A 25,798-nucleotide genomic window follows, 5' to 3' on the forward strand; every position below is an offset into this window, starting at 1 on the left:
GCCCTGACGGGTCAGGCTAAAAGCAAATAAGCGCCCCCCAGGGGCGCTTATTCATTGGTGTGCGGCGGTAGGGGTTGCGCCGGCAGCGACGCTGCCGGACGTCCCGATTTACGCCGGCAACGACGGCGCGTATTCATCCTGCGACAGATGCTTGTTGTGGAAGGCCACGACATGCTCGACGACTTTTTCGGGATCGTCCTCGATCACGAACAAGTCCAGATCGTGGGCGCTGATCATGCCGTTGGCCAACACTTGAGCGGAAATCCACTCGATCAGGCCGCCCCAGAACGCGCGTCCCACCAGGATGATGGGGGCAGGGGGCACCTTGCCGGTCTGGATGAGCGTCAACGCTTCGAAGAGCTCGTCCAGCGTGCCGAAGCCACCGGGCATCGCCACGTAGGCGAAGCTGTGCATGAAAAACGTCGCCTTGCGCGAGTAGAAATACTCGAACGGCAGGCTGACGGTCTGGAATTCGTTATTGCTGGATTCGTGGGGGAGTACGATGTTGAGCCCGACGCTCACACCGCCTGCCTCGTGCGCGCCTTTGTTGGCTGCCTCCATCATCCCGGGGCCACCCCCGGCGATGACGGCGAAACCGGCTTTGCACAACTTGGCTGCGATCTCTTCGCAGGTTTTGTACAGCGGGGAATCGCGGCTGGTGCGTGCACTGCCAAATATACTTACCGCAGGGCCGATATCGGCCAGTTGTTCTGCAGCTACTGCCATCTCTGACATAATCACCGGTATTTGCTTGTCGACCGGTGTGTCGCCATTTGTTCTTGTGACCATGACTAAAACCTTATTGCTGGTTGACGGATCGAGCTATCTTTACCGCGCTTATCATGCGATGCCTGATCTGCGTAACAGCCGGGGTGAACCCACTGGCGCCCTGTACGGGGTCGTCAACATGTTGCGTAAGCTCGCTTCGGATCATAAAGCAGAATATGCCGCTTGCATTTTCGACGCGCGCGGCAAGACGTTTCGTGACGATATCTACCCCGATTACAAATCTCATCGGCCTCCCATGCCCGATGAGCTCGCGCAGCAGATCGAACCCATCCACCGCGCGGTGCGCGCGCTGGGCTGGCCGGTGCTGGCGATCGAAGGCGTCGAGGCCGACGACATCATTGGTACGCTGACCAAGCGTGCCACCGCTCACGGTGTGAAGTCCATCGTGTCTACGGGCGATAAGGACCTCGCTCAATTGGTCGATGATCATGTGACGCTCGTCAATACCATGAGTGGCGAAGTACTCGACGAGCCGGGCGTGGTGAACAAGTTCGGCATCCCCCCCAACCGCATCGTCGACTATCTGATGTTAGTGGGGGATACGGTCGATAATGTTCCCGGCGTGACCAAGGTCGGGCCCAAAACGGCCGTCAAGTGGCTCACCGAGCATGGCTCCATCGAGGGCGTGGTCGCGGCCGCCGGCAGTGTGAAGGGCGTGGCAGGCAGCAATTTGCGCGAGGCCATCCCGAATTTTCCGATGACGCGCGAGTTGCTCACCGTGAAGTGCGACTGCGATCTCGCCGGCATCGTCGATAGCCTGGCCGATCTGGTGCCGCGTCCGCTGGACGAGCCCACGCTGCTCTCGCTGTATGAAAACTACGGCTTCCGCTCGTGGCTGCGCGAATTGAGCGGCGACGAGAATCGCGTGCCCGAAAACGATGCGCGCGTGGTGCAAGAGGCCATTCCCGAGGCGCCCGCCACGACCGATTACCAGATCGTGACCACGTGGGAGGCGTTCGACGAATGGCTGGCGCGGATCGAAGCAGCCACGCTTACCGCGCTCGATACCGAAACCACATCCCTCTCCGAGATGCAGGCCCGACTGGTGGGCTTGTCGCTATGCGTCACCCCGGGCGTGTCGGCCTACATTCCCTTGGCGCATCGTGGCCAGGACGTGGGCCCCCAACTGCCCAAGGATGAGGTGCTCGCGCGCCTGCGCCCGTGGCTGACCAACGCCGATGCACCCAAGCTGCTGCATCATGCGAAGTACGACACCCATGTATTTGCCAATGAAGGCATCGCGTTGGCCGGCATCGCCGAAGACACGATGCTGCAAGCCTATGTGCTGGAGTCGCACCGCGGTGTGGGCCTGACCGAGCTGGCGCAGCGCTACCTGGGCCGCACCGGCGTGACGTACGAGTCGCTGTGTGGCAAGGGCGCCAATCAAATCAACTTCGATCAGGTCGATATCGACAAGGCGGGCTTCTACGCCGCCGAGGATACGGATTTCACGCTGCAACTGCATCAGGTACTGCGTCCGCGTGTGGCAGCCGACGCGGGGCTCGATCGCATCTACCGCATGGAGATCGAGGTGTCGGAGATCCTGACCGCGATCGAGCGGCAGGGCGTGTGCATCGATGCCGCAGAGCTCAATCGCCAGAGTCATACGCTGGGCCAGGAGATGCTCACGTTGGAGCAGAAGGCCTACGAGCTCGCGGGTCAGCCGTTCAATCTGAATTCGCCCAAGCAGTTGGGTGAGATTCTCTTCGGTCAGATGAAGTTGCCGGTGGTCCGCAAGACCGCCAGCGGGGCACCGTCGACCGATGAAGAGGTGCTGTCCAAGCTGGCGCTGGATTATCCGCTGCCGAAAGTGCTGCTCGATTATCGTGGCATCTCCAAGCTCAAATCCACGTATACCGACAAACTGCCGCGCATGATCGATCCGGCCACCGGCCGGGTGCACACGCACTATTCACAAGCCGCCGTGATCACCGGACGGCTGGCGTCGTCCGATCCCAATCTCCAGAACATCCCCGTGCGTACCGCGGCCGGCCGCCGTGTGCGCGAAGCGTTCATCGCCCAGCCGGGTGGCCTGATCGTATCGGCGGACTATTCCCAAATCGAACTGCGCATCATGGCGCACGTCTCCGATGACGCCAATCTGCAGCATGCCTTTGCCACCGGCGCCGACGTGCACCGGGCGACGGCAGCCGAAGTGTTTGGCGTGAGCCTGGACGAGGTGAGCAGCGATCAGCGCCGTGCCGCCAAGGCCATCAACTTCGGCCTGATCTACGGCATGGGCGTGTTTGGCCTGGCGTCCAATCTGGGCATTACACGCGACGCCGCACAAGCCTATATCGACCGATACTTCGCCCGCTATCCGAGCGTGGCGCAGTATATGGAGTCGACCAAGGTGAGTGCGCGCGAGTTGGGTTATGTGCAAACCGTATTCGGCCGCAAGCTGTGGCTGCCCGAGATTCGTGGCGGTTCCGGTCCCCGTCGCCAGGGTGCCGAGCGCGCTGCCATCAATGCGCCCATGCAAGGCACGGCGGCCGATCTGATCAAGCTGGCGATGATCGCGGTGCAGAACTGGATCATGAAGGAAAAGATGGCCAGCCGCATCGTCATGCAGGTGCACGATGAACTGGTGCTCGAGGTGCCGCAGGACGAGCTTGAGGTGGTGCGTGAGCGTGTTCCTGCGCTCATGTGCAACGTAGCCGAATTGCGGGTGCCGTTGCTGGCCGAAGTGGGCGTGGGCAGCAATTGGGAGCAGGCGCACTGATGCTGCTCTCATGGATCGTTTTGGCCACGGTGGCCGGCGGCTTGATCGCCGTGCTGGTGGCGCACTGGCTGGCGCATCGGGTGTTCGTGCAGTATCTGCATCACATGGTGAGCCTGTCGGTGGGCGTGCTGCTGGCCGTGGCGTTGTTGCACCTCTTGCCCGAAGCCTTCGAATTGGCCGATGCCGATGCGCACGGTTTGTTTGGATTGATGCTGGCGTCGCTCATCGGGTTCTTTGCGCTGGAAAAAATCGCATTGCTGCGGCACAGCCATCACCACGAAGGCGATGGGCACCATCACCATCACGGGCACGATGAGCATGAGGCCGGTCGTGGCGGTGTGCTGATCCTGATCGGCAGTTCGCTGCACAATCTGTGCGACGGTGTGCTGGTGGCGGCCGCGTTTCTCACCGACCCGATACTGGGTGTGTTGACGGCGGCGTCGATCATCATCCACGAAGTGCCGCACAAGCTCAGCGATTTCGTCGTGCTGCGCAACGCAGGGCTCAAGCGACGGCGGGCCTTGATACTGATCCTGTTCTCGAGCTTCTGCTCGGCACTGGGCGGGATTCTGGGCTACTTCGTGCTGCAACAGGCACAGGCGTTGCTGCCCTACGCGCTTGTGGTGGCCGCGAGCAGCTTTCTGTATATCTCGGTGGCCGACCTCATGCCGCAGATGCACGAGCGCGTATCGCCGGCGGATGCCGCGCCTCAACTGGCGCTCGTCGGCATCGGCGTCGCGGTGATCTATGCGGTGACCACGATGATGCATCACGGTCATGGTCACGACGATCATGACGATCACGCGCACGGTGCCGTGCCCGCGATCCATGCGCCGCATCAGCACTGATAGTTTCGATTCGACGATCCCGACAGCCATGCCGGGGTCGTCTCTCAAAGGAGCCGATATGAACGCCAGCGATCACACCATCCATACCGATACCGACGGCCTTGAAGCAGGCGCATTCGATCTGCCGGTCAACGGCGGCACGATGCAGGCTTATTACGCCGCACCGGCAGGCAACAAGAACTTGCCGGTCGTGCTGGTGGTGCAAGAGATTTTCGGGTTGAACGAGCACACCCAAGACGTGTGCCGCCGCATCGCCAAATTGGGTTATTTCGCCGTTGGTGCCAATCTTTACCAACGCCAAGGCGCGGCCGAAACCTATACCGATATTCCGAAGCTGATCTCCGAAATCGTGGCCAAAGTGCCTGACGAGCAAGTGCTGTCGGACCTGGATTCGAGCGTGGCCTGGGCGGCCAGGCAGGGCGCCAACGCCCAGCGCGTGGGTATCACCGGCTTTTGCTGGGGCGGCCGATTGACGTGGATGTATGCGGCACACAATGCCAATGTGCGTGCCGGGGTTGCCTGGTACGGCAAGCTCACGCAGGGCCACGGTCCGCTGATCAAGCGCAATGCCGTGGATATCGTGGGTGAGTTGAAGGGGCCGGTGCTGGGGCTGTACGGCGGCCTCGACAAGAGCATCCCCGTGGCCGACGTCGACATCATGCGCGACAAGCTCAAGGGCGGCAACGAGGCGGCGAAGGCATCCGAACTCGTGGTCTATCCCGAATCCGATCACGCCTTCTTTGCCGACTATCGCGCCAACTACCGTGAGCCCGATGCCAAGGACGGTTGGCGCCGTCTGACGGATTGGTTCAAGCAATACCTGTGATGCACGATTGAACGATTGTTTGTCGTCATCGCGACGAAAGAGGCCCCTCGGGGTCTCTTTTTTTTGATCGATGTTGATGTCGAGGACGCCAGTGCGGTGCTGACGATGCTGTGCGATGCGTGACGACGCTTTTGTGGTGCTGAAGATGCTCGTGCGAGGCTGAAGGCTTTAGTTGCCGCGACATGATGGCGTCACGACGCAGCGTTTTACGTCAACCCTTTGCCCCGGCTTGCACGAGCAGCGTCTCGATCGCGCTATAGCCGCGCTGGCGGGCATGCTGCAACGGCGTCACGCCCTCGCCATCGGCGAGATTCACATCGGCGTGCGCGTCGAGCAGGTCCCGTACGATCTCGACATGCCGAGGCCCGCCGTCGCTCAGGATGATCGCTTCGAGCAGCGCGGTCCAATGCAGGTTATTCACGTGATTGACGTCGGCGCCCGCCGCGATCAGGATGCGCACGGTTTCCACATGGCCGCGCTCCGAGGCTGGAATGATCGCCGTGCCACCGAAGCGATTGGTGCTTTTCAGATCGGCGCCGTGGGCGAGCGTCATCTGCAGAATCTCGTTGTGGCCGCGCGCACCGGCATACAAATACGGGCTGTCGTTGATCTTGTCTTTGGCGTTCACATCCGCACCGCCCTCGATCAATACCCGCGCCGCCTCCACATGATTGGCATGCGTGGCGATCAGCAGCGCTGTTTCTCCCTTGGCATTGCGTGCGTCGATGGCCGCGCCTTTCGCAAGCAACCCGCGAATCTCTGTTGCATGGCCAAGCGCGGCAGCCTGATGCAGTTCGCTTTCCCGCTCGCTACTCGCAGCGGTAACGGGCGTGACCGCAAACATTGCGACGGCCATGCCAAAGCAAATCGATATGCGCTCCAACAGCATGTGCGTGTCTCCTTGGTTCATTTGACGATGCGCCAAGGATATCGCGTCCGCGCGTCCGCGGCGCGCGCGGACGGCAGGCGTTCCGACGACCGGCCGATAGGGATCGCCTTAACGATGCGCGCCGACTTCGCTATCCAGATGTGCCATCTGTGCTGCGGCATATCGGTCTCCCGCCGCCGTGCCCTTGGGCACTGCGGCTTCGATCGCCGCCAGATCGCCAGGGGTCAGGTCGAGCGCGAGGCTGCCCAAGGCTTCGGTAAGCCGGTCGCGACGGCGCGCGCCCACCACGGGCACGATGTCGATCCCTTGCGCAGCCACCCAGGCAATCGCGATCTGCGCGACGCTCACCGCTTTGGCATCGGCGATCTTGCGCAAGGCGTCCACCAAGGCAAGGTTGCGCTCGACGTTGCCGTCCTGGAAGCGGGGGCTGTGCGCCCGGAAGTCGCCGGGGCCACCCGCGCTGTCTTTTTGCCAATGGCCGCTGATCAGGCCGCGCGACAGCACGCCGTAGGCCGTGATGCCGATGCCGAGATCGCGGCAGGTCGCCAGAATGCCGTCTTCGATTCCGCGCGAAATCAAGGAGTACTCGATCTGCAAATCGGCAATGGGATGCACGGCGGCGGCGCGCTTGATCGTGTCCGAACCCATTTCGGATAGACCGATATGACGTACATAGCCTGCTTTCACCATGTCGGCGATGGCGCCTACCGTCTCTTCGATCGGCACATTGGGATCGAGGCGGGCAGGGCGATAGACGTCGATGTAGTCCACGCCCAAACGCGTAAGGCTGTGCGCCAGAAAATTCTTGATGGCCTGTGGGCGACCGTCGTAGCCGATCCATCCGCCGGCCGGGTCGCGCAATGCGCCCGTCTTGACGCTGATGATGAGATTATCGCGCTGGGTGCCTTTGATGCCGCCGATCGCCTCACCGATCAACATCTCGTTATGGCCCATCCCGTAGAAGTCGCCGGTGTCCAGCAGCGTCACGCCGGCGTCGAGCGCCGCATGAATCGTGGCGATGCTCTCCGCACGGTCAGACGGGCCATACATCCCCGACATCCCCATGCATCCAAGTCCGAGTGCCGACACGGCCGGACCGGTTGAACCTAATTGGCGTTGTTCCATGAGAATTTTCCTTAGTGGCGGGGCATCGAGTGACGACCGATGCATGCATTGTGCGCGCGCCATGCAATCAGATAAACGTGCTAATTTAAGAATTATTATTCAAAATTCGATAATAATTGGGGTGCGCTGATGGATCAGTTGCAGGCCATGCGAATCTTCAGCCGTGTTGCGGAACAGTCCAGCTTCACGCTCGCTGCTGAACAGATGAACCTGCCTCGGGCAGGCGTCACGCTCGCGATACAGCAACTGGAGAAGCATGTGGGCGCACGCCTGCTTCATCGCACGACGCGCAAGGTCACCCTCACGAGCGAGGGCGCGGCCTATTACGACAGTTGCCGGCGAGTACTCACCGAAGTGGACGCGGCCGACGCGCTGTTTCCAACCGCCTATCAGTCGCCACGCGGACCCGTGCGAATCGACCTGCCCGAGCGCCTGGCGCGTTTGAAGATCGTGCCGGCGCTGGACGACTTTCACGCCAGGTATCCAGACATCGAATTGCGCATCAGTGTGACCGATCGGATCGTCGACATGATCGACGAAGGCATCGACTGCGTCGTTCGCGTGGGTGAGCTGAACGACTCACGCCTGGTGGCCAAACGCATCGGCACCTTGAGTCAGATCACGGCCGCTGCACCGTCTTATCTGCAGCGCCATGGCACCCCGCAAACGTTGGACGATCTTTCGCAGCATGCCGCCGTCAATTTCTTTTCCAATCGCACGCGGCGCGATCTGGATTTCGAGTTTGAAGAGGCGGGCGTGGCGCGCAATATCCGCATGCGCGGTGCGGTATCGGTGAGCAGTGCCGAGGCCGGTGTGGCGTGCTGCCTTGCGGGCCTGGGCATTGCGCAGGCCCCCGTCAACGGACTGGCCGGTCATATCGAGCGGGGCGAACTGATTCGAGTTCTGGCCGATTATGCCGTGCCGCCCATGCCGCTGTCGGTGGTGTATGGGCATCAGCGGCATCTTGCGCCACGGGTGCGGGTGTTTGTGGACTGGGTGAGTGAATTGTTGAGTGATGTGCGGTGATGCTGCCGGCGCCGGCATCGGCACAGTGTTGAAGTGATGCAGAACGCAGAGATGAGGTGATGATGGCGAACAAGCTTCGAATCGATAAATGGTTATGGGCAGCGCGGTTTTACAAGACCCGCAGCCTGGCTGCGCAAGAGGTGGGACGCGGGCGCGTGCTGGTCAACGGTCAAGTGGCCAAGCCCGCGCGTGAAGTGGGCGTGGGCGATCTGGTCAGCATTCACAAAGAGCCGCCGGCGATGGAGGTTTGCGTATGCGCGATCAGCAATATGCGTGGGCCTGCGCCGGTGGCGCGACAGTTGTATGAAGAAACCAATGAAAGTGTGGCCAAGCGCGAGGCGGCGGCGGAAATGCGGCGTCTGGCACCGGAACCTGCAGCCGATATTGCTGCCGGGCGGCCGACGAAACGGGATCGGCGATTGATCGATTTTGTGCGCGGAAAGTGACGAGGGTGCCAGCGGTGCGCGCTGGCCTGAAGACGCGCAGCCGTAAACGGCGGGGTCCAGCAAAAATCCCGAGGCCCCCCTTAGTGCGCGGCCGCTTCCTGCATCAGTACCCCGTGGATGTAGTCGCCGGCTTCTGAAATGTCGCAGCGGATGGCGTGCGCCATCGCTGGGGCATCGCGATTGGCCATCGCCTTCACGGCTTCAGCGTGATGGTCCGCCGCCTTCAGATGCGGCACGTACTCGGGCAGCACCATGTTGAGTACCGGCCCGCATCGGAGCCAGAGCGTTTCGATGCTGTCCTGGATCACATCCAGGCCGCTCAAGCCATAAATATGAAAATGAAAGTGCCGATGCACGTCGAGGTAGCCCTGACGCGGCTCGGCATCGATCAATCGCGCCATTTCGGCGTGCAGCTCGCGTAGCCGGCGCACGTCGGCATCGCTCGCGTGCGCGACGGCCTCGAAGGCCGCGCGGGATTCCAGTTCCGCACGCATGATGACGAGCTGGCGAAAGATGCCCGCATCCACATGCGGCACGATCGCGCCACCGCCCTGACCGCCCGTGCCGCGCTCGAGCACCCGTTCGGCAGTCAGGCGATTGACCGCATCGCGCACCGGCGTGAGGCTGATGCCCAACTCGGCCGCCACCTCGCGTAGCACGATGCGATGGCCCGGCGCGTAGCGCCCGTTCAGCAGCGCCTCGCGCAGCGCGGCATAGGCGCGGTCCCACAATGTTTCCCGGTCGAGCGGGCGCAGGATCGACGACTTGCACGCCGGCGCAATACCGATGCTGGGGGGAGATGCGGGCACGGCAGGTCCTCTTGCTTTGGTTCGATTCATTACCGCCATTCTCTCACTGGCGTGCTGCGGCGCAGAACCGAAAGTTGTTTGTTATTCGTTATAACGAATGATAGGATAGTTCCAGAATAGTTCAAAACAGCCCTGAGAGGCAGTGATGAAGCGCCCTCAAGGCGACTTTCGGAGGAGACCGAAAATGTCCGTTCTGTCCAAGCTTGTCGTGGGTGCCGTGCTGGCCTGCTCATTGCCGCTGGCGCACGCCGCCGATAAGTCGTTTCCCTCGCGAGAGATTCGATTCGTTGTGCCGTGGAATGCCGGTGGCTCCAACGATATTGCCGCGCGCATGCTGCAGCAGTTGATCAGCGAGCAGGGCGTCACGGTCATCGTGGAGAACGCGCCCGGTGCAACGGGGGCCATCGGCTTGACCAAGGTGGCCAACGCGCCGCCGGACGGCTACTTGGTGGGCATGGGGACCAGTTCGACGCTGGCCCAGATCGCGCAAAAGCTCACACCGTTGAAGAACGAGCAGTTCAGCCATATCGCACGCGTCTCGACCGATCCGTTGATGCTGCTTGTGCCGGCCGACGGGCCCGACACGATCGAGGCCTTCCTGGCCGAGATGAAAAAGAATGCGGGCAAGGTCTCGATCGGTACGCCCGGCAACAACAACCTCAATCACATCTTTGCCGAGATGACGGCGCGCGCTGCGGGCGTGGCGTACGTGAATGTGCCGTATCCCGGCGGTTCGCGCGTGATCGCCGATCTGGCCGGCAAGCAGATCAACGCGGGGGTGCTCAAGCCTTCCGAGAGCAAACCGCAGATCGATGCCAAGTATGTGAAGCCGATCGGTGTGTTTGCCGATGAACGCCTGGCGCTTTATCCCGACGTGCCCACGTTCAAGGAAAAGGGCTATGACGTGTTCCCGTATGGCCCGCTGGTGCAGATGGCTTATGTGGTGGCGCCGGCAGGAATTCCGGACGACGTCCGCCAACGTCTGGTCGCGATCTTCGATCGGGCGATCCAGAGCGACAAGTTCAAAACCTTTGCGCAGCAGAACGGCTTCCTGGTCGACAACGTATCGGGTGCCGCGCTGGATCGTGAAGTGCGCGATGTGCAAGGCACGCTCAACGACGTGGCCTCGAAAGTATTCGTCACCGCCAAATAACGCTGTCTCCCGGAGCTGCCTTTTTGGGCGTTCTGCCTGCGCCGCCCTTTTTCATGCCGACCCCTGAATGGGGGCGGCAGGCGAGGTCGCGCAATTCACCCGGTCTTGTCGCTCCTTTTGTCTACCGCTGCCGTCTGCGCAACGCCACCCTTCACGCGAGGATATTGTGAGTCTGATCAAAAAAATAACGTGTCATGTCGTCAGTGCCCCGGTCGAACGGCCGTTTACGTCATCGCGGGGCTGGTTGTACAAACAGCGCGGCTCGTGCATCGTCGAAATCGAAACCGCAGACGGCGTGGTGGGGTGGGGCGAATGCTATGGCCCATCGCAGGTGGCGCGGGCCTATATCGAATCCCAGTACGGGCCACGCATCATCGGCCGCGATGCGTTCGACGTGGAGGTGATCTGGGAAGATCTTTACAACCGCATCAAGGACTATGGCAGCAAGGGCATGGCGATTTCGGCGCTGAGCGGCATCGATATCGCGCTCTGGGACATCATCGGCAAAGTCTGCGGCAAACCGATTCATAAGCTGATCGGCGGCGCGCATCGCACGGAGGTGCAGTCTTACGCCACTGGCCTGTACTTTATCGACATGGATCGGTTGATCGAAGAGGCCGTCGAGGAAGCGCAGGAGTATGTCGCGCAGGGGTTCACCGCGATCAAGATGAAGATCGGCCTGGGATCGCCCAAACTCGACATCGAACGGGTGCGTGCCGTGCGCGAGGCGATCGGCGGCGACGTGCGGCTGATGGTCGATGCCAACCACTGCTTTACGGTGCCGGCCGCGATCAAATTGGGACGTGAACTCGAAAAGCTGGATGTGGAGTGGTTCGAAGAACCCATCTCGCCCGAAGATCTGGACGGGTATGTGGAAGTAACGCGTGCCCTGGACATGGCCGTAGCCGGTGGCGAAAACGAATTCACGCGCTGGGGATTTCGCGACATCGTCACGCGCAAAGCGATGGATATCGTGCAACCCGATGTGTGCGCCGCCGGCGGCATCAGCGAGTGCCGCAAGATCGCCACGCTCGCCGCCGCCCACGGTGTGGAGTGCGTGCCGCATGCCTGGGGATCGGCTATCGGATTGGCGGCAACGCTGCATTTTCTGGCAGCGTTGCCCGATCAACCGCCCAGCTTTCGCCCGATGCCGCCCTTGCTCGAATTCGAACAATGCGAGAACCCGTTTCGCGATCTGCTCACGGTGGACCCCATCGTGCAGGTGCGGGGCGTGGTGCAGATCCCGACTGCGCCGGGTCTGGGCATCGAGGTCAAACGCGATGTCCTCGATCGCTACCGGGTGGGCTGATCTATGCGTTTCGTCTCTTTCCACGACGAGGGTGGGCAGGTCTTGCCCGGTTTTCTGACGCACGCGGGATCGCACGTGGTGAACGTGTTTGCGGCCGGCGGGCCGCCTTGGGCCGCCGGCCTGCCGCGCACGTTGCAGGCGTGGGTCGACATCGGCCTGGCCGATCTCGCGCAGCGCCTTGGCGATACGGCGTTTCCAGAGGCCTCGCAGATACCCGTTTCGCGCGTGCGTTTGGCGGCACCCTTGCCGCGTCCCGGAAAAATTGTGGGGGCGGCATTCAACTTCCACGACGCCTTGAAGGAGCGCGATATGAAACCGCCGGAGACGCCGGTCATTTTCGTGAAATCCGGCCGCACGGTGATTGGCCCTGACGACCCGGTCCGGTTGCAGCCTGACGTAGGCAACGTGACGTATGAAGCTGAGCTTGGCGTCGTGATCGGTCGTCAGGCGTTGCGGGTCAGCCGCGACGACGCGATGACGCACGTTGCGGGCTACCTCATCGTCAACGACGTCAGTGCAAGCGACATGGTGCGTGCGGACAAAGGCTTCGTTCGGGGCAAAAACCAGCCCACCTTCTGCCCGGTGGGCCCGTGGCTGGTCACCCCCGACGAGATTGCAGACCCGCATGACGTCAAGATCGCGCTGCATCTGGACGACGTGTTGCGGCAAAACGGATCGACAGCCGATCTCGTGTTCGACATCCCCGCGCTGATCGCATTCATCTCCACGCAAATGCCATTGGACCCTGGCGACATCATCGCCACAGGCACGCCGGCGGGTGTCGCCGTGTCGCACTCGCCACCCGCCTGGTTGCAACCGGGCAGCCGCATGAGCGTATCGCTCCCCGGGCTCGGTACCCTTCATAACCCCATCGTCGAGGCGCATTCATTATGACGGCATTACCGATCGTGGCATTGACCGCGCCGATTCATCCCGAGGCGCACGCGCGCCTGGCGCAGGCCGCAGAGGTGCGCACCGCCACCGATGGCAGCCCCGACGCATTGCGCGCCGTGGTGCGGGAAGCGCAGGGGTTGATCGTACGCAATCATCTTCCCGAAGACATCTTCGATCATGCGCCCCATTTGCGTTATGTGGTGCGCCATGGCGTGGGCCTGGACATGATTCCGGTCGCCCAGGCAACGGCGCGGCGTATCGTGGTGGCCAACCTGCCTGGATCGAACACCGCCGCAGTGGTGGAGTATTGCTTGAGTGCGATGTTGCACTTGCGTCGCAATCTGGTCGGCATGGATGCACGTCTGCGCAGCGACGGCTGGGCGCCCGCGCGTGCGATGGCGGATGGCGGCACCGAGTTGCAGGGGGCGGTGTGCGGCATTGTGGGACTCGGCGCGATCGGTTCGCAGCTCGCCACTGTGGTGCAGGCGTTGGGGATGCGCGTGGTGGGATTGACGCGCCGCCCGCAGGCCTTGCCGCCTGGCGTGAAGGCCGTCGATAAGCAAACGCTCATGCAAACGGCCGACGTGATCGTGCTCTGTTGTCCGCTGACTCCTGAGACGCGCGGCATGATCGACGCCCAATCCCTTGCTTGGGCCAAACCGCACGCGCTGCTGATCAACGCGGCACGCGGGCCGGTGATCGACACACCTGCGGTCATAGACGCGCTCGCGCAGGGCCGATTGGGCGGCGCGGCAATGGACGTGCACGACGTGCAGCCGTTGCCCGCCGATGCTGCTGTGCTGGCTGCACCACGGCTCCTGCTCACGCCGCATGTGGCAGGCACCACGGCCACCAGCATGCGCCGCATGAGCGAGGGCGCCGTCGACGACATGCTGCGATTGCTGCGCGGCGACGCGCCCTCCCATCCGGTCAACACGTTCTAAACCTATCTGCGCAGGAGCCCCCATGCGGATCGTCGATATCAAGGCAGTACCCATCTCGTTTCCCGTCCCCGAAAACAAATCGGTTCGCTTAGGGATCGGCCGCAGCGTGAAACGTGACGCGGTGCTGGTGCACGTCACCACCGACGACGGCCTGACTGGGTGGGGCGAAGCCCATCACGGGCGCTGCCCGGGCGCGGTCGCACGTCTGATCGACACGACATTGCGTGAACTCGTCGTGGGCATGGACCCCCTCGATACGGTGGGCGTAACCGCGCGCGTGTTGAAGATGCAGTTCGCCAGCCATGGCATGGGGGCGGCCGCCGCACTCGCGCTGAGCGGACTGGACCTGGCCTTGTGGGACATTCGCTCGCAGGTCACGCAATGGCCGCTGTATCGGTTGTTGGGCGGATCGAACAAGCCCATCAAGGCCTACGCAGGCGGCATCTCATTGGGGTGGCAGCCGCCCGATCAACTGGCCGATGAAGCGCGGGCCTTGGTCGACCTGGGATATCGCGCGGTCAAACTGCGCGTGGGCGATGGGCCGGTGCGGGATACCGCTCGCGTCACCGCGGTGCGCAAGGCATTGGGCGACGATGTCGACATTCTGGTCGACGCGAACACAGGGTACAGCCTGGACGACGTGCGACGCGTGATGCCGGTGTTTGAAGCGATGGGGGTAGGGTGGCTGGAAGAGCCGTTTCCGGCGCACGATCACGACGCTTATGCCCGCGCGGCGCAGATGGGCCGGGTGCCGTTGGCAGCCGGCGAGAACCATTACACACGTTATGAGTTTGGCCCGTTGCTGCAGGCCGGTCATGTGACGTTCATTCAGCCCGATCTGTCCAAGACCGGGGGCGTGACCGAGGGCATGCGCATCGCTGCCATGGCGGCCGCGCTCAAGTTGACCATCAATCCGCATACGTCGGCCACGGCGATCAACATGGCCACCAGCATTCATTATCTGTGTGCGTTGGACAATCCTGGCTACTTCGAGGCGGACGTCACTTCGCTCAATCCGTTTCGAGACGAGCTGGCCGAACGCCTGCCTTATGAACTGGATGCCGAAGGTTGCGTGCGGCCTTACGATGGCGTGGGTATCGGATTGACGATCGACACCGATTTCATCGCGGCGCATCCCTTGATCGAGGGGCCATGCTACGTGTGAGGTGATGTGGCCGCCTCCAGCGCTTGCGCAAGTTCTGCGCTTTGCCTCGCGGCGCAGGCCCGCAGATGCCTGACAAACAAGTGCACGGCTTCCGGCCGTTCCACGTCCTTCGGGAATACCAACCCGTAATGCAGATTGACCGTGGGCGTAAACCGCCGAAGTACCGCGCCGGTATGCCGCTGCGCGAGCGCTGAAAACGGTTCCGCCATGGCGATGCCGCACCCATACGCCGCCAACTGCACGGCCGACGTGCTGAACGACACCTCCAGCGGCGCTGCAGGCTGCACGTTGGCCGTTTCGAACGCGGCTTCGTAGCGCTGGCCCAATACGCTGCGGCGCCCCAGGGTGATGAACGACTCGCGCTCCACATCCTCGGCGGTGATCGTCGCGCAATGGCGCAGGGGATGCTCGGGTCCCACCACCGCCACGATTTCGCTCTTCACGAGGAGTTCCGTTTCGATGGCGGGATGCTCCAGCGGCAACTGCACCAGCGCCACATCGAATTGCTGCTGGCCCAGCCACCATTGCAGGTCGGCCGGCATGCGGGCGGTGAGCGACGCCGAAAACGACGGTTCCTCCAGCCGGCATCGCGCCATCGCTTCGAGTGCCAAACCATCGATGATGTGATTGGCGGCCAGGATACGGATGCGATGGGTGATGCCCTGGCGGATGTCTTGCGTGAAATCCGCCAGCGCGTCCTGCGCGCGCAGCAACCCATACACATGATGATAGAAGCGGCGGCCGTCTTCGGTGAGCTTCAGTCGCCTGCCTTCGCGCCGCAGGATGGCAAATCCCGCGTCGGCTTCGAGTTGGGCGAGCAGCCGGCTTACCTGCGGTTGCGTGCGGTGGAGGCGCAGCGCGGCCTGTGCCACGCTGCCGCCTTCGATGAAGGCGTGCAAGGCCTCGTAGGCTTTGTGATTCATGCGTTTATTTGTATGCGTTTTACGCAAGTGTTCTTGCGAATTTGGAAATTGAATTATATGTCTGGCGCCAGCAGAATCATCGTGAAGCGCGATTCAGTCGATCGCGCGCCTTGGTTGAGGACTTGCGGTGAGCGATTCGAATTCGATTCTGGTGTGGGGCGGCGGGGCGATCGGCGGTGTGGTCGCGGCGCGTTTGGTACAGGCCGGCCACGATGTGGTCATGGTGGATATTGCTGAAGAACATGTGCGGGCGGTGCGGGCGCACGGCATGGAGATCGTGGATGCGGCAGGCGGCTCTGTGTTCGTGCCGATGCAAGCCTCCACGCCGGCTGAGTTGCAGGGCAAATTCGATCGCATCATGTTGTCGGTCAAAGGCCAGCACACGGCAGCGGCGTGCGCTGCACTGTTGCCGCATTTGAGCGACGACGGCTGGGTGCTGGCGCTGCAGAACGGGCTCACCGAGCACACGATTGCCGCCACGGTGGGCGCATCGCGCACGATGGGCGCACTGGTCAACTTCGCGTCGGATTACGTGGCGCCGGGCCGGATTCAATTCGGCGGCCTGGGCAGCCTGCAGGTGGGCGAGTGCGACGGGCGCGATTCGGCGCGGTCGCGCCAGGCGGCGGCGTTGCTGCAATGCGTGGATCCCACTGCAGCATGGACCGATCGCCTGATGGGCTTCAAGTGGAGCAAGGTGGCGATCGGATCGTTGTTGTTCACCACCGCGCTCACCAACGAAACCATTGTGGATCAGCTTTCCAGCAGCACGTATGCGCCGCTGTGGCGTGCCCTGTGTGTGGAGGTCGTCGAGGTGGCCCGCGCCGAAGGTGTGGAGCCCGCCCCGTTCGACGGCTTCACGCCGGATGCATTTACCCGCGCAACGCCGATCGAGACGTCTGCTGCGCAATTGCAGACGATCGCCGATCACTGCCGCCGCTGGGTGGGCAAGCCGCGTAGTGGCGTCTGGCGCGATCTTGCCGTGCGCAAGCGTCCTACCGAAGTGGATCCGCAAATCACCGACATCGTGCTGCACGGCTCGCGGCATGGCATCGAGACGCCGGTCGTGGCGCGCATGATCACGATGATCCGCGAGATGGAGCAGGGCAAGCGTGACTTCGACCTGCGCAATCTCGATGAATTGATGGCGGTGGCGGCATGAGCGGGGGCCGCTTCGCAGGCAAACGTGTCCTCATCACCGGGAGCGGTGGCTATTTCGGACGCGAACTATCGCGCGCGTTTGCCGCCGAGGGCGCCACGTTGACGCTGATCGATCGCGTGGCACCGTCGGCATCGCAGCTTGCCGATCTTGGCGCCCACACGCAATCGATCGTGCTGGATCTGAGCGCGGCGGAACACGTGGCACCGGCCATCGAGGCATTGCAGGACCAGGATCTGCCGGACATCCTGATCAACAACGCCGCCATCTTTCCGTTCGCCGATATTCTGGATGTGGACGTCGATCTCGTGCGCAAGATTCACGATGTGAATGTGGTGGCACCCTTGATGTTGACGCAGGCACTGGCGCGCCGCTGGATGGCGCGCGGGCAGGCCGGCGTGGTGGTCAACGTTACGTCCGCGGCCGCCGAGGTGGCACGCACCAACGGTGCCACCTACGGGCCGTCGAAAGCGGCGCTCGAGCAACTTACGCGCATCCTGGCGATTCGTCTGGGCGAAGCCGGCATTCGTGTCAACGCCGTGCGCCCCGGCATCGCCGACGATCCGGAAAATCCCCATATTCCCGCTGCGCATCTGGCGAGCGTGTCGAAGGCGGTGCCGTTGCAGCGGTCCATTGCCCCAGGCGAGCTCGCCCGCGCAGTGATGTTCTTGAGTGGCCCCGACGCTTCCTTCACGACGGGCCATGTGCTCGCCGTCGATGGCGGCGGTGGGTTGAACCGTCGCGCAGCGCTCGCTGCGTCATAAGGAGAGAACGCGATGTCCACACCACAATTCCCCACGATGCACGCGGATGCGCGCATCTCCTTTCCCGGATACCGCTGGCCGGAAGGCAAGCGGTGCGCGGTAAATTTCACACTCGATCTGGACGCCGAATCGCCGTACTTCTGGGTGGGCCGGCAAGCTAAAGCCGGCAGCCTGGGCGAGCTCGAGCAGCGCCGTTATGGCCCGCGCCAAGGCGTGGCCCGTGTGCTGGCCCTGCTCGAGAAGCACGGCATCAAAGCCTGCTTTTATGTGCCTGGCGTGGTGGCTGCCACCTATCCGGATCTGCTTCCCACGCTTATCGCGCAAGGGCATGAAGTGGCGTATCACGGCTATTTTCATGAACGCCTGGATACCCTCGATCTTGCCACCCAGAAGCATTGTCTGGCGCAGACGATGGCGGTGTTCGAAGCGCAAACGGGCCGCACGAAGCTCGGCTACCGTGCGCCGTCTTTCGAGCATGATGTGCAAAGCCTCGCCGTGCTGCGGGAAGCCGGCGTGGCGTACGACAGCTCGTTGATGGGCTTCGATCATCCGTACACCATCGATGGCCAGGTGCAGATTCCGGTGACATGGACGATCGACGACGCACTTTACTTTCGCTATACCAACGGGCCGCGCGATAAAACGCATCCGGCCAATCCGGCGGCGGTGCTGGAAAGCTGGATCGAAGAGTTCGAAGGGACGCGCGATTACGGCGGCTTGTGCATGATCACGGTGCACGACTGGATCTCGGGCCGCGGCCAGCGATTGCGCATGCTGGACAAGCTGCTCGCGCATATTGCGGCCTACGACGACGTGTGGTTTGCCACGCCGCAGGAAGTCGCGGATTATCACGTCGCTTCGGAAAACGCGGCGGTATTTGAAGTGACCGCACAGGTGGGCAACTTCGCACCGGTGTCGGCATAAACAAGAAGGGGAAAGCAATGAACAAACAACGACGTGGATTTTGCTCGGCTCTCGCCGCAACGCCGCTCTTTGCGGCAATCGCCACCATCGGTGCGCCCATGCGCGCTTTTGCCGCATCGGGCTATCCGGATAAACCCATCACGGTGATCGTGCCGTTTGCGCCGGGCGGCAATACCGACATCATCGCGCGCCTGATCGGCAAAGGGCTGGGCAGCCGGCTCAACACCAATATCGTGGTCGAGAACCGGGCCGGCGCCGGCGGCAATATTGGTGCCTCGACGGCTGCTCGCGCCAAGAACGACGGTTACACCGTGGTCTACAGCACGGCCACCACCTTTGCCATCAATCCGCACATTTACACCAATCTGAACTTCGATCCGATCAAGGACTTCACGCCGGTAGCCGTCACCATCAAGGTGCCGGTGGTGCTGGTCGTGTCGGCCCAATCCGGCATCAAAACGCTGGACGATCTGGTCAAGCACGTCAAGGCCAATCCGAACAAGGCGAGCTATGGCTCCAACGGCAACGGCACCTCCAGCCACATTGCCTGCCATGTCTTGGCGCAGAAGATGGGCACGCCGGGCGTGCTGCATGTGCCGTACAAGCAAGGCCCGCAAGTGCTCACCGATCTCACGGGTGGACAACTGACGTATGCGTTCGACGCGTGGTCGGTGCTGGGGCCGCAAGTGAAAGCGGGCCGGTTGGTGGCGCTGGCCGTGTCGGGCGCGGAGCGCCTGAAAGCAATACCGGATGTTCCCACCGTGGCCGAAGCACTGAAGACGGATTACGACATCGTCACGTGGAACGCCTTCTGCGTGCCGTCGGGCACGCCGGAAGCGGATGTGAAGACGCTGCGCCAGGCGATTGTGGAAACAATGGCCGAGCCGGGCCTGACGGAGCGTTTGGAAGGTGAGGGTGTGCCGCCCTATGCACCGATGTCTCCTCAGGAAACGCAGGCGTTCTTCACCAGCGAATTCGAGAAGTGGGGCAAGCTGGTGAAGCTGGTGGGGGCCGACGCCACCAGTTGATGCGGCACGCTGACGTCGCCAGCGAGCCCGGCACGCTGCGACGTCGATTCATAGAAAAAAACACCCCACGTTCGACGTGGGGTGTTTTGCTTTGCGCGTGTTCGTTTTGATGGCGGGATATCGAATCGGCTCAAGGTATCGCCTGTTGCCTGATATCGCCTGTTGCCGGATATCGGCTGTCTTACTCCGCCGCGTTGCGCTCCGCTTGCCGATCCACTTCGCGCAGCCGGCTGGGCAGCAACTCGCCCTGACGTGCCAATAGCGGATACGCGGTCGCGCCCACGAGATGTGAGTTGATGCTCTTCACATCGCGCAGAATATCCAGATAGATCGCACCGGCCTCGGCGACGTCGATGCGGCCCGACTTGATCAGATCCAGATGCTTTTCGGCCGCCTGATTTTCGAGCACGCGGAAGTATTCTTTCTCGGCTGCGAGTGCGCGCGCCTGCGGAACATCCTCGTTCACAAACAACGCCGCCGCCTGCCGTTGATTGTTGATCAACCGCACCAGGGTCTCATCCAATTGCTGCTTTTGTTGCGGCGTAAGCTGCACGGCAGTCTTACGCAGCTTGCTCACGAACCCAAGCAGGCCGTGATGGGCAATGTCGCCGGCATGGCCGATATTGCTGATGAACGCGATGATGGCATCCAGCCGCACGCGGTCCTCGCGCGTGAGCGATTCGGTGTCCAGCGTGGCCAAATAGTGGGCGATCGAGAACTCGAGCTTGTCGATGGCCCGGTCCATGGCGCGCGCCTGGAGCATACGGTGGCGGTTATCGCGCTTGAAGCCGGCACGGGCATACAGCAGCAAGGTTTGCAGCATATCCGCCATGCGCAATGCCTCGCGCGAGGCATTGCCGAGGGCAAGCGCGGGGATGTCGTGCGCCGCGTCGTCCAGATACTGCGGGATGCCGGGGTCGTTGGGATCGATCCGCTTGGGCAGCCAGCGCGTGAGCAGTGCCGCGTAGGGCGTGAGCAGCGGCATGAACACCAGCGCGATCAGGATGTTGAACACGGTATGGAAGTTGGCCACTGCACGTGAGGCGTCGGCCGCCATGTCGGTCATGGCCGGGGCGATCCACGGCAACAGCATTACGCCCACCAGCACACCGGCCACGCGGGTGAGTAGGTTGCCCAGCGGCAGGCGGCGCGAAGCGGGATCGTCGCCGCGCACGCCTTCGGTGAAGGGGTTGATGGCCGTGCCCAGGTTGGCGCCCAGCACCATGGCGAATGCCACGGGTGCACCCACCAGACCGTGTTCAGCCAGACTCATGATCAGCACCACCACGGCCACGCTGGAGTGCGCGGCCCACGTGATGGCAGCCGCGAGCAGCACGGCGGCAAAGGGCTGGGTGGCCAGCGCCTGCAGCACCACGCCCAGCATGGGGGCATTCTGCAGCGGCTCGAAGAGCTCGACGATCTGGTGCAGCGAGAGCAGCAGCAGTCCCAACCCGATGGCCACGCGGCCCAGATCGCGGGGGCGGCCGGGCGGGTAACGCCGGAAGAGCCAGACGCCCACCAGGATCAGGATCGGCGACAAGGCCGTCAGATCGAACGACAGCAGTTGCACGATCAACGTGGTGCCTACGTTTGCCCCCAGCATCGCGGCCAGGGCGGGCACCAGGCCCACCACACCGCCGGCGGCAAAGCCGGCGATCATCAACCCGGTGGCGGTACTGCTCTGCAACGCCGCCGTAATCCCGAGCCCGGCGGCAAACGCGCGCATGCGGGTGCCCAGCGCGCGGCTGAGTGTGGCCCCAAGGGCGGCGCCGAAAGCGCGTTGGACGCCGGTCTGCACCATGTGCACGCCCCACAGCAACAGGGCGACGAAACCGGCGAAATCGAGCAGAGCAATGAGTGCGGACATGACAAGACGGCGCTCAAAGGCGCCGCACAGGACTTTCAGCCCGCAATCATCGCACGAGTTGGTTGATTTCCAGAATAGGCATCATCACCGCCAGGACAATCAACAACACCACGCCGCCCATCACCAGAATCAGGGCGGGCTCGAGCAACGCCGTCATGGCCATGGCCCGGCGCTCGAGTTCGCGCGACAAGGTTTGCGCGCCGCGGGTAAGCAGGGCGGGAAGCTGGCCCGTACGTTCGCCGCTGGCGATCAGATGGATGATGAGCGAGGGGAATACCTTTTGCGCCCCGAGCGCGGCCGAGAGGGGCGTGCCTTCCCGTACCCGCGCAGTGGCATCGGCGACCGCGATGCGCAACTGGTCGTTGCTGAGCGTCTGCCGTGCCGCTTCGAGCGCTTGCAGCAGCGGCACGCCGCTACCGGTGAGGATGGCCAGCGTGGAAGCAAACCGCGCCGCGTTCACCCCGAGCACGAAGCGCCCCATCAGCGGCAGCTTGAGCACGCGGCGATGCCATTGCAAGCGCGCGGCTGGCTGGCGCAAGCCGTACCGCCACAGCGAGATCGCCGCACCCAGCACCACCACGCCGATCAGTCCCCACTCGCGCACGGCGTCGCTCGCGGCCAGCATCATGCGGGTGAGCAGCGGCAATTCCTGTTTGACTTGTGAAAACGCGGTCACCACTTGCGGCACCACATAGCCCAATAGAAAGAACACGATCACAACCGAGACGCTCGCCACCACCACGGGATAGATAAAGGCGGTGAGCACTTTGCCGCGCAACGCGTTGCGTTCTTCGATGTACTCGGCAAGCTTCTCCATCACCAGCGCCAGGTCGCCCGACGCTTCGCCCGCCGCGATCAATGCGCGATAGATTTCGGGAAAGTCGCGCGGCCGCGATGCCAGCGCATCGGCCAGACGGTGTCCGGCCCGCACGTCGGCCCGCACGCCATTGAGCAGTGCGGCAAGGTGCTTTTTCTCCGTTTGCTCCAACGTCGCGCTCAGCGCCGCATCCAGCGGTAGGCGCGCAGCAAGCAGGCTGGCGAGTTGGCGCGTCATCCACGCGAGATCCGAATCCGATGCTCGGGGCTGAAACGGCATTTTCGATACGCTGGAACCATCGCGCGCGGCATCGGTTTTAAGCGGCAGCAGGCCGCGGGCGCGCAACAGGTTGCGCGCACCGCGCAGGGTATCGGCGTCGATCGAGCCGCGCACGATCTTGCCGTGCGCATCGGTGGCTTCGAAATTGAAAGAGGGCATGAGGGCATTTCGACATAACTCACAGGCCTCTACCATGACAATGAAATATGACCGTAATGTTGCAGTACCCCCCCGTATACTCAGCCGCATTTCATGTCTTATACACAATCGTCATGCGCCGCTCAGCCCCGCTACGCCTTGCTCTCTGCCTGTTGACCGCTGTCTGCAGCAGCGTGCCGCCGCCTGTTTTTTCGGCGCAAGTAAACGACAATCGTGTCACATTAAATTTTGTCGACACCGACATTCCGGCCGTCTTGCGTGCCTTGTCGCTGTTCACCAAAAAGAACTTCCTCGTCGATCCGCGTGTAAAAGGCACGATGACGCTGGTGTCCGAACGCCCGGTCGATCGCGAAACCGCATTGGATATGTTGACGGGCTCGCTGCGCATGCAGGGGTTGGCCATGGTGGACGTGGGCGGCGTCACCCGTGTGGTGCCCGAAGCGGACGGCAAGCTGCAAGGCAGCCGGGTGGCAACGGGCGAGCGTGTGCGCGCCACGGTGCCCGATATCGGCGGGGGTTATCGGGTCGCTGAAGGCGCGGCGGGCCGTGCCGCTGGCGGCTCATCGAGTGCTGCGCCGCGCGCAAGCAGCAGCCGCGCCCCAATTTCGGTGGCCGAATTCGATCGCGGCGGGCGGGGCAGCGAAATGCTCACGCGCGTGTTTCCGCTCAAGTACGAGAACGCCGCCAATCTGGTACCCGTGCTGCGCCCCATGGTGCCGCCCAACAATCCGGTCAACGCCTATCCCGGCAACAACACCATCGTCGTCACCGACTATGCCGACAACCTGGAGCGTATCGCGCAGGTGATCGCGCGCATCGACGTGCCCACCTCGATGGACACCGATGTGGTGCCGGTGCGCAACGGCATCGCGTCGGACATCGCGATGATGGCTTCCCAACTGCTCGATGCACAAGGCGGCGACGCCACCCAACGCCTGGGAATCGTGGCCGATCCGCGCACGAATAGCGTGATCATCCGCTCGGGATCGCCCGCTCGCACGCAACTCGCGCGCGATCTGGTGCGCAAGCTCGATACGGATAACCAGCGCCCGGGCAATCTGCACGTGGTGTATCTGCGCAATGCGCAAGCCGTGCGGCTGGCAGAAGTGCTCGGCGGCTTGCTCACGGGGCAAAGCGGGCAGAGCGCGAGCGCCAGCGGCAATGGCGGATCGGGCTCGCAAGGCAGCCGCTTCGGCGGTAGTGGATCGCAAGGGGGATCGCGATCGGGTGCGGCGTCGGGCCGCGGCAATAGTGGGGGTTTGAGCGGCATGGGCAGCTCTTCGTCTTCGTCTTCGGGCGGGGCGGGCGGCGCAAGCACCACCAACGCCATCGACCGGGGCGACGGCAACGCCATGCAGCCGGTGTCGTTCTCGGCCGGGGGCGCCACGGTGCAAGCCGACCCCACCACCAACACCCTCATCATCTCCGCGCCCGAGCCGTTATACCGCAGCTTGCGCGAAGTGATCGACGCCCTCGACCAGCGGCGCGCGCAAGTGCTGGTGGAAAGCTTGATCGTTGAAGTGACGGACCAACAAGCAGCCGAGTTCGGCATTCAGTGGATGGGCGCGACCAACGGCCTGGGCAACAACGGCCGCTCCATCATCGGGGGCGTCAATGCCGGCGGCACGGGCCTGAACCCCAACGGCGCCACCGGCATCGACGTGCTGCCGCGCGGCTTGAACGTCGGGTTGATCAGCGGCACGATCGACATCCCGGGCGTGGGCGCGATTCTCGACCTGAACATCCTGGCGCGCGCACTCAACACCACGGGCAGTGCAAACATCCTTTCCACCCCGAATCTGCTCACGCTCGATAACGAGGCGGCCAGCATCTTGGTCGGCAAAACGGTGCCGTTCGTCACCGGACAATACGTCACATCCGGCAGCGACAGCAGCAGCAATCCGTTTCAGACCATCGAGCGCGAAGACATCGGCTTGAAGCTCAACATTCGCCCGCAGATCTCCGAGGGCGGCGCCGTCAAACTCGATATCTACCAGGAAGTGAGCAGCATCGATCAGGCGCAATCCACGATCAGCAGCGGCCTGGTCACGAACAAGCGCGCCATCGACACCAGCGTGCTCATCGACGATGGCCAGATCATCGTGCTGGGCGGATTGCTTGAAGACTCGGTATCGAACACGCAAGACTCCGTGCCGCTGCTGGGCTCCATTCCGCTGCTGGGCGCACTGTTTCGCTACGACTCGCGTCAACGCACCAAGACCAACCTGATGGTGTTTTTGCGGCCGCATGTGTTGCGCGACGCGCAAGCCGGCGCCAGCGTCACGCTCGACCGATACGATTACATGCGCCGCGCGCAAAGCGCCGCACAGCCGGGCAAGCATTGGCTGCTGCCCGACATGCAAGCCCCCATCCTGCCGCCCGCCAATGTGCGCGCCGTGGGTCAACGCGGTGGCGCGCATGATTTGCGACCCGAAGCGGCGGCGCAAACGCTGTTGCAGCCTGCACCTGAAACCACGCAATCCTTTGCCGTGCGACAGCTGCCACAACGGCCCGATGATTCGTATCGCGATCAAACGATTCGGGCCAACGTGCCGTTGGGTGTGAGCATTGCCACCGATCCCGCCGCCTTGTACGGCTCGCGCGACACGGCAAACACCACCTTGCAGATCGCGGCAGTGTCGACCGAAGCGGATGCCAACGCCGTGGCGCAACGGGTGCGCATGAGCGGCCTCACACCATCGGTGCAACCGGGACCGGGCAATCAGGGCTATGTGGTGCGCACGTATGTGTCGCGCGATTCGACCACGGTGGACACCACATTGAACGTGCTTCGGCAATTGGGGTATCGGCCCGAGCTCGTGACGCACATGTGATGGCAACCGTCGACTTCAGCGCGCGCATCGCTGCCCATGCGAGCGCTTTCCATGCTGCCTTTTGGTTGGCAGCCGATGTAAAACCTCACTTGGCGGAGAAGA

Annotated in this window: 22 protein-coding genes; 15 read left to right on the forward strand and 7 right to left on the reverse strand. The window is 62.9% G+C overall.

Annotation, left to right across the window (positions count from 1 at the left end; translation table 11 throughout):
* Positions 1 to 108: 108 nt before the first annotated feature.
* Positions 109 to 789: an LOG family protein gene (locus EYW45_RS09965; protein ID WP_456238875.1), complete on the reverse strand. Its 681-nt coding sequence runs from the start codon at positions 787 to 789 to the stop codon at positions 109 to 111.
* Here EYW45_RS09965 and polA point away from each other — a divergent pair.
* From polA to EYW45_RS09980, 3 genes are read left to right on the forward strand one after another with little or no spacing between them, the layout of a single operon-like run.
* Positions 788 to 3,511, forward strand: a complete 2,724-nt coding sequence (gene polA, locus EYW45_RS09970) for a DNA polymerase I (protein WP_161135189.1) — start codon at positions 788 to 790, stop codon at positions 3,509 to 3,511. The genes EYW45_RS09965 and polA overlap by 2 nt on opposite strands.
* Entirely contained in the window at positions 3,511 to 4,359 is an 849-nt protein-coding gene (locus EYW45_RS09975; protein ID WP_161135190.1) for a ZIP family metal transporter, read from the forward strand. The genes polA and EYW45_RS09975 overlap by 1 nt, the downstream gene beginning before the upstream one ends.
* Before the next feature lie 58 nt (positions 4,360 to 4,417).
* Positions 4,418 to 5,185: a dienelactone hydrolase family protein gene (locus EYW45_RS09980; protein ID WP_235938979.1), complete on the forward strand. Its 768-nt coding sequence runs from the start codon at positions 4,418 to 4,420 to the stop codon at positions 5,183 to 5,185.
* A 211-nt stretch (positions 5,186 to 5,396) separates the two neighbouring features.
* Here the strand turns inward: EYW45_RS09980 and EYW45_RS09985 are convergent, their stop codons facing one another.
* Positions 5,397 to 6,074, reverse strand: coding sequence for an ankyrin repeat domain-containing protein (locus tag EYW45_RS09985; RefSeq protein ID WP_161135192.1), 678 nt, complete (start codon positions 6,072 to 6,074; stop codon positions 5,397 to 5,399).
* 108 nt (positions 6,075 to 6,182) lie between these two features.
* Positions 6,183 to 7,199 (reverse strand): aldo/keto reductase, encoded by a 1,017-nt coding sequence (locus EYW45_RS09990; RefSeq protein ID WP_161135193.1) that lies wholly within the window; start codon positions 7,197 to 7,199, stop codon positions 6,183 to 6,185.
* A gap of 129 nt (positions 7,200 to 7,328) precedes the next feature.
* On the opposite strand from EYW45_RS09990, the gene EYW45_RS09995 reads away from it, so the two are divergent.
* Together EYW45_RS09995 and EYW45_RS10000 are read left to right on the forward strand one after the other, a co-directional pair.
* A complete protein-coding gene (locus EYW45_RS09995; RefSeq protein WP_161135194.1) occupies positions 7,329 to 8,225 on the forward strand; it encodes a LysR family transcriptional regulator in 897 nt (298 codons plus the stop codon).
* A gap of 62 nt (positions 8,226 to 8,287) precedes the next feature.
* Entirely contained in the window at positions 8,288 to 8,671 is a 384-nt protein-coding gene (locus tag EYW45_RS10000) for an RNA-binding S4 domain-containing protein (protein WP_407924913.1), read from the forward strand.
* Positions 8,672 to 8,751: 80 nt separating this feature from the next.
* Here the strand turns inward: EYW45_RS10000 and EYW45_RS10005 are convergent, their stop codons facing one another.
* Positions 8,752 to 9,480 carry a GntR family transcriptional regulator gene (locus EYW45_RS10005; protein WP_328703610.1) on the reverse strand — a complete coding sequence of 243 codons (729 nt, stop codon included), beginning with the start codon at positions 9,478 to 9,480 and terminating at the stop codon, positions 8,752 to 8,754.
* 184 nt (positions 9,481 to 9,664) lie between these two features.
* On the opposite strand from EYW45_RS10005, the gene EYW45_RS10010 reads away from it, so the two are divergent.
* From EYW45_RS10010 to EYW45_RS10030, 5 genes are all read left to right on the forward strand, one after another.
* A complete protein-coding gene (locus tag EYW45_RS10010; RefSeq protein WP_161135197.1) occupies positions 9,665 to 10,633 on the forward strand; it encodes a Bug family tripartite tricarboxylate transporter substrate binding protein in 969 nt (322 codons plus the stop codon).
* 166 nt (positions 10,634 to 10,799) lie between these two features.
* A complete protein-coding gene (locus tag EYW45_RS10015) occupies positions 10,800 to 11,942 on the forward strand; it encodes a mandelate racemase/muconate lactonizing enzyme family protein (protein ID WP_161135198.1) in 1,143 nt (380 codons plus the stop codon).
* Positions 11,943 to 11,945: 3 nt separating this feature from the next.
* Complete coding sequence (locus tag EYW45_RS10020) at positions 11,946 to 12,836, forward strand: fumarylacetoacetate hydrolase family protein (RefSeq protein WP_161135199.1); 891 nt, start codon at positions 11,946 to 11,948, stop codon at positions 12,834 to 12,836.
* The gene (locus EYW45_RS10025) at positions 12,833 to 13,780 is read left to right on the forward strand and encodes an NAD(P)-dependent oxidoreductase (RefSeq protein ID WP_161135200.1); all 948 of its coding nucleotides are present in this window, start codon (positions 12,833 to 12,835) and stop codon (positions 13,778 to 13,780) included. The genes EYW45_RS10020 and EYW45_RS10025 overlap by 4 nt, the downstream gene beginning before the upstream one ends.
* A 22-nt stretch (positions 13,781 to 13,802) precedes the next feature.
* On the forward strand, positions 13,803 to 14,945 hold the full coding sequence (locus EYW45_RS10030; RefSeq protein WP_161135201.1) for a mandelate racemase/muconate lactonizing enzyme family protein: 1,143 nt from the start codon (positions 13,803 to 13,805) through the stop codon (positions 14,943 to 14,945).
* On the opposite strand, the gene EYW45_RS10035 is transcribed toward EYW45_RS10030, so the two are convergent.
* The gene (locus EYW45_RS10035) at positions 14,936 to 15,868 is read right to left on the reverse strand and encodes a LysR family transcriptional regulator (protein ID WP_161135202.1); all 933 of its coding nucleotides are present in this window, start codon (positions 15,866 to 15,868) and stop codon (positions 14,936 to 14,938) included. The two genes, EYW45_RS10030 and EYW45_RS10035, sit on opposite strands and share 10 nt — an antisense overlap.
* Before the next feature lie 127 nt (positions 15,869 to 15,995).
* Here EYW45_RS10035 and EYW45_RS10040 point away from each other — a divergent pair, with 127 nt between their 5' ends.
* From EYW45_RS10040 to EYW45_RS10055, 4 genes are read left to right on the forward strand one after another with little or no spacing between them, the layout of a single operon-like run.
* A complete protein-coding gene (locus EYW45_RS10040; RefSeq protein ID WP_161135203.1) occupies positions 15,996 to 17,027 on the forward strand; it encodes a ketopantoate reductase family protein in 1,032 nt (343 codons plus the stop codon).
* Positions 17,024 to 17,788, forward strand: coding sequence for an SDR family NAD(P)-dependent oxidoreductase (locus tag EYW45_RS10045; protein ID WP_161135204.1), 765 nt, complete (start codon positions 17,024 to 17,026; stop codon positions 17,786 to 17,788). Before EYW45_RS10040 ends, EYW45_RS10045 begins: the two co-directional genes overlap by 4 nt.
* A gap of 12 nt (positions 17,789 to 17,800) precedes the next feature.
* The gene (locus EYW45_RS10050) at positions 17,801 to 18,712 is read left to right on the forward strand and encodes a polysaccharide deacetylase family protein (protein WP_161135205.1); all 912 of its coding nucleotides are present in this window, start codon (positions 17,801 to 17,803) and stop codon (positions 18,710 to 18,712) included.
* Between the two features lie 17 nt (positions 18,713 to 18,729).
* Positions 18,730 to 19,740 (forward strand): Bug family tripartite tricarboxylate transporter substrate binding protein, encoded by a 1,011-nt coding sequence (locus tag EYW45_RS10055; RefSeq protein ID WP_161135206.1) that lies wholly within the window; start codon positions 18,730 to 18,732, stop codon positions 19,738 to 19,740.
* 181 nt (positions 19,741 to 19,921) lie between these two features.
* Here EYW45_RS10055 and EYW45_RS10060 read toward each other — a convergent pair whose 3' ends face one another.
* A complete protein-coding gene (locus tag EYW45_RS10060) occupies positions 19,922 to 21,607 on the reverse strand; it encodes a Na/Pi cotransporter family protein (protein ID WP_161135207.1) in 1,686 nt (561 codons plus the stop codon).
* A 46-nt stretch (positions 21,608 to 21,653) separates the two neighbouring features.
* Positions 21,654 to 22,862, reverse strand: a complete 1,209-nt coding sequence (gene gspF / locus EYW45_RS10065; RefSeq protein ID WP_161135208.1) for a type II secretion system inner membrane protein GspF — start codon at positions 22,860 to 22,862, stop codon at positions 21,654 to 21,656.
* A 113-nt stretch (positions 22,863 to 22,975) separates the two neighbouring features.
* Between gspF and gspD the strand changes: the two genes are divergently transcribed.
* Positions 22,976 to 25,696, forward strand: a complete 2,721-nt coding sequence (gene gspD, locus EYW45_RS10070; protein ID WP_161135209.1) for a type II secretion system secretin GspD — start codon at positions 22,976 to 22,978, stop codon at positions 25,694 to 25,696.
* The last annotated feature ends 102 nt before the right edge of the window (positions 25,697 to 25,798 follow it).

The organism is Schauerella aestuarii (assembly GCF_009866805.1).
Taxonomy (GTDB): domain Bacteria; phylum Pseudomonadota; class Gammaproteobacteria; order Burkholderiales; family Burkholderiaceae_B; genus Schauerella; species Schauerella aestuarii.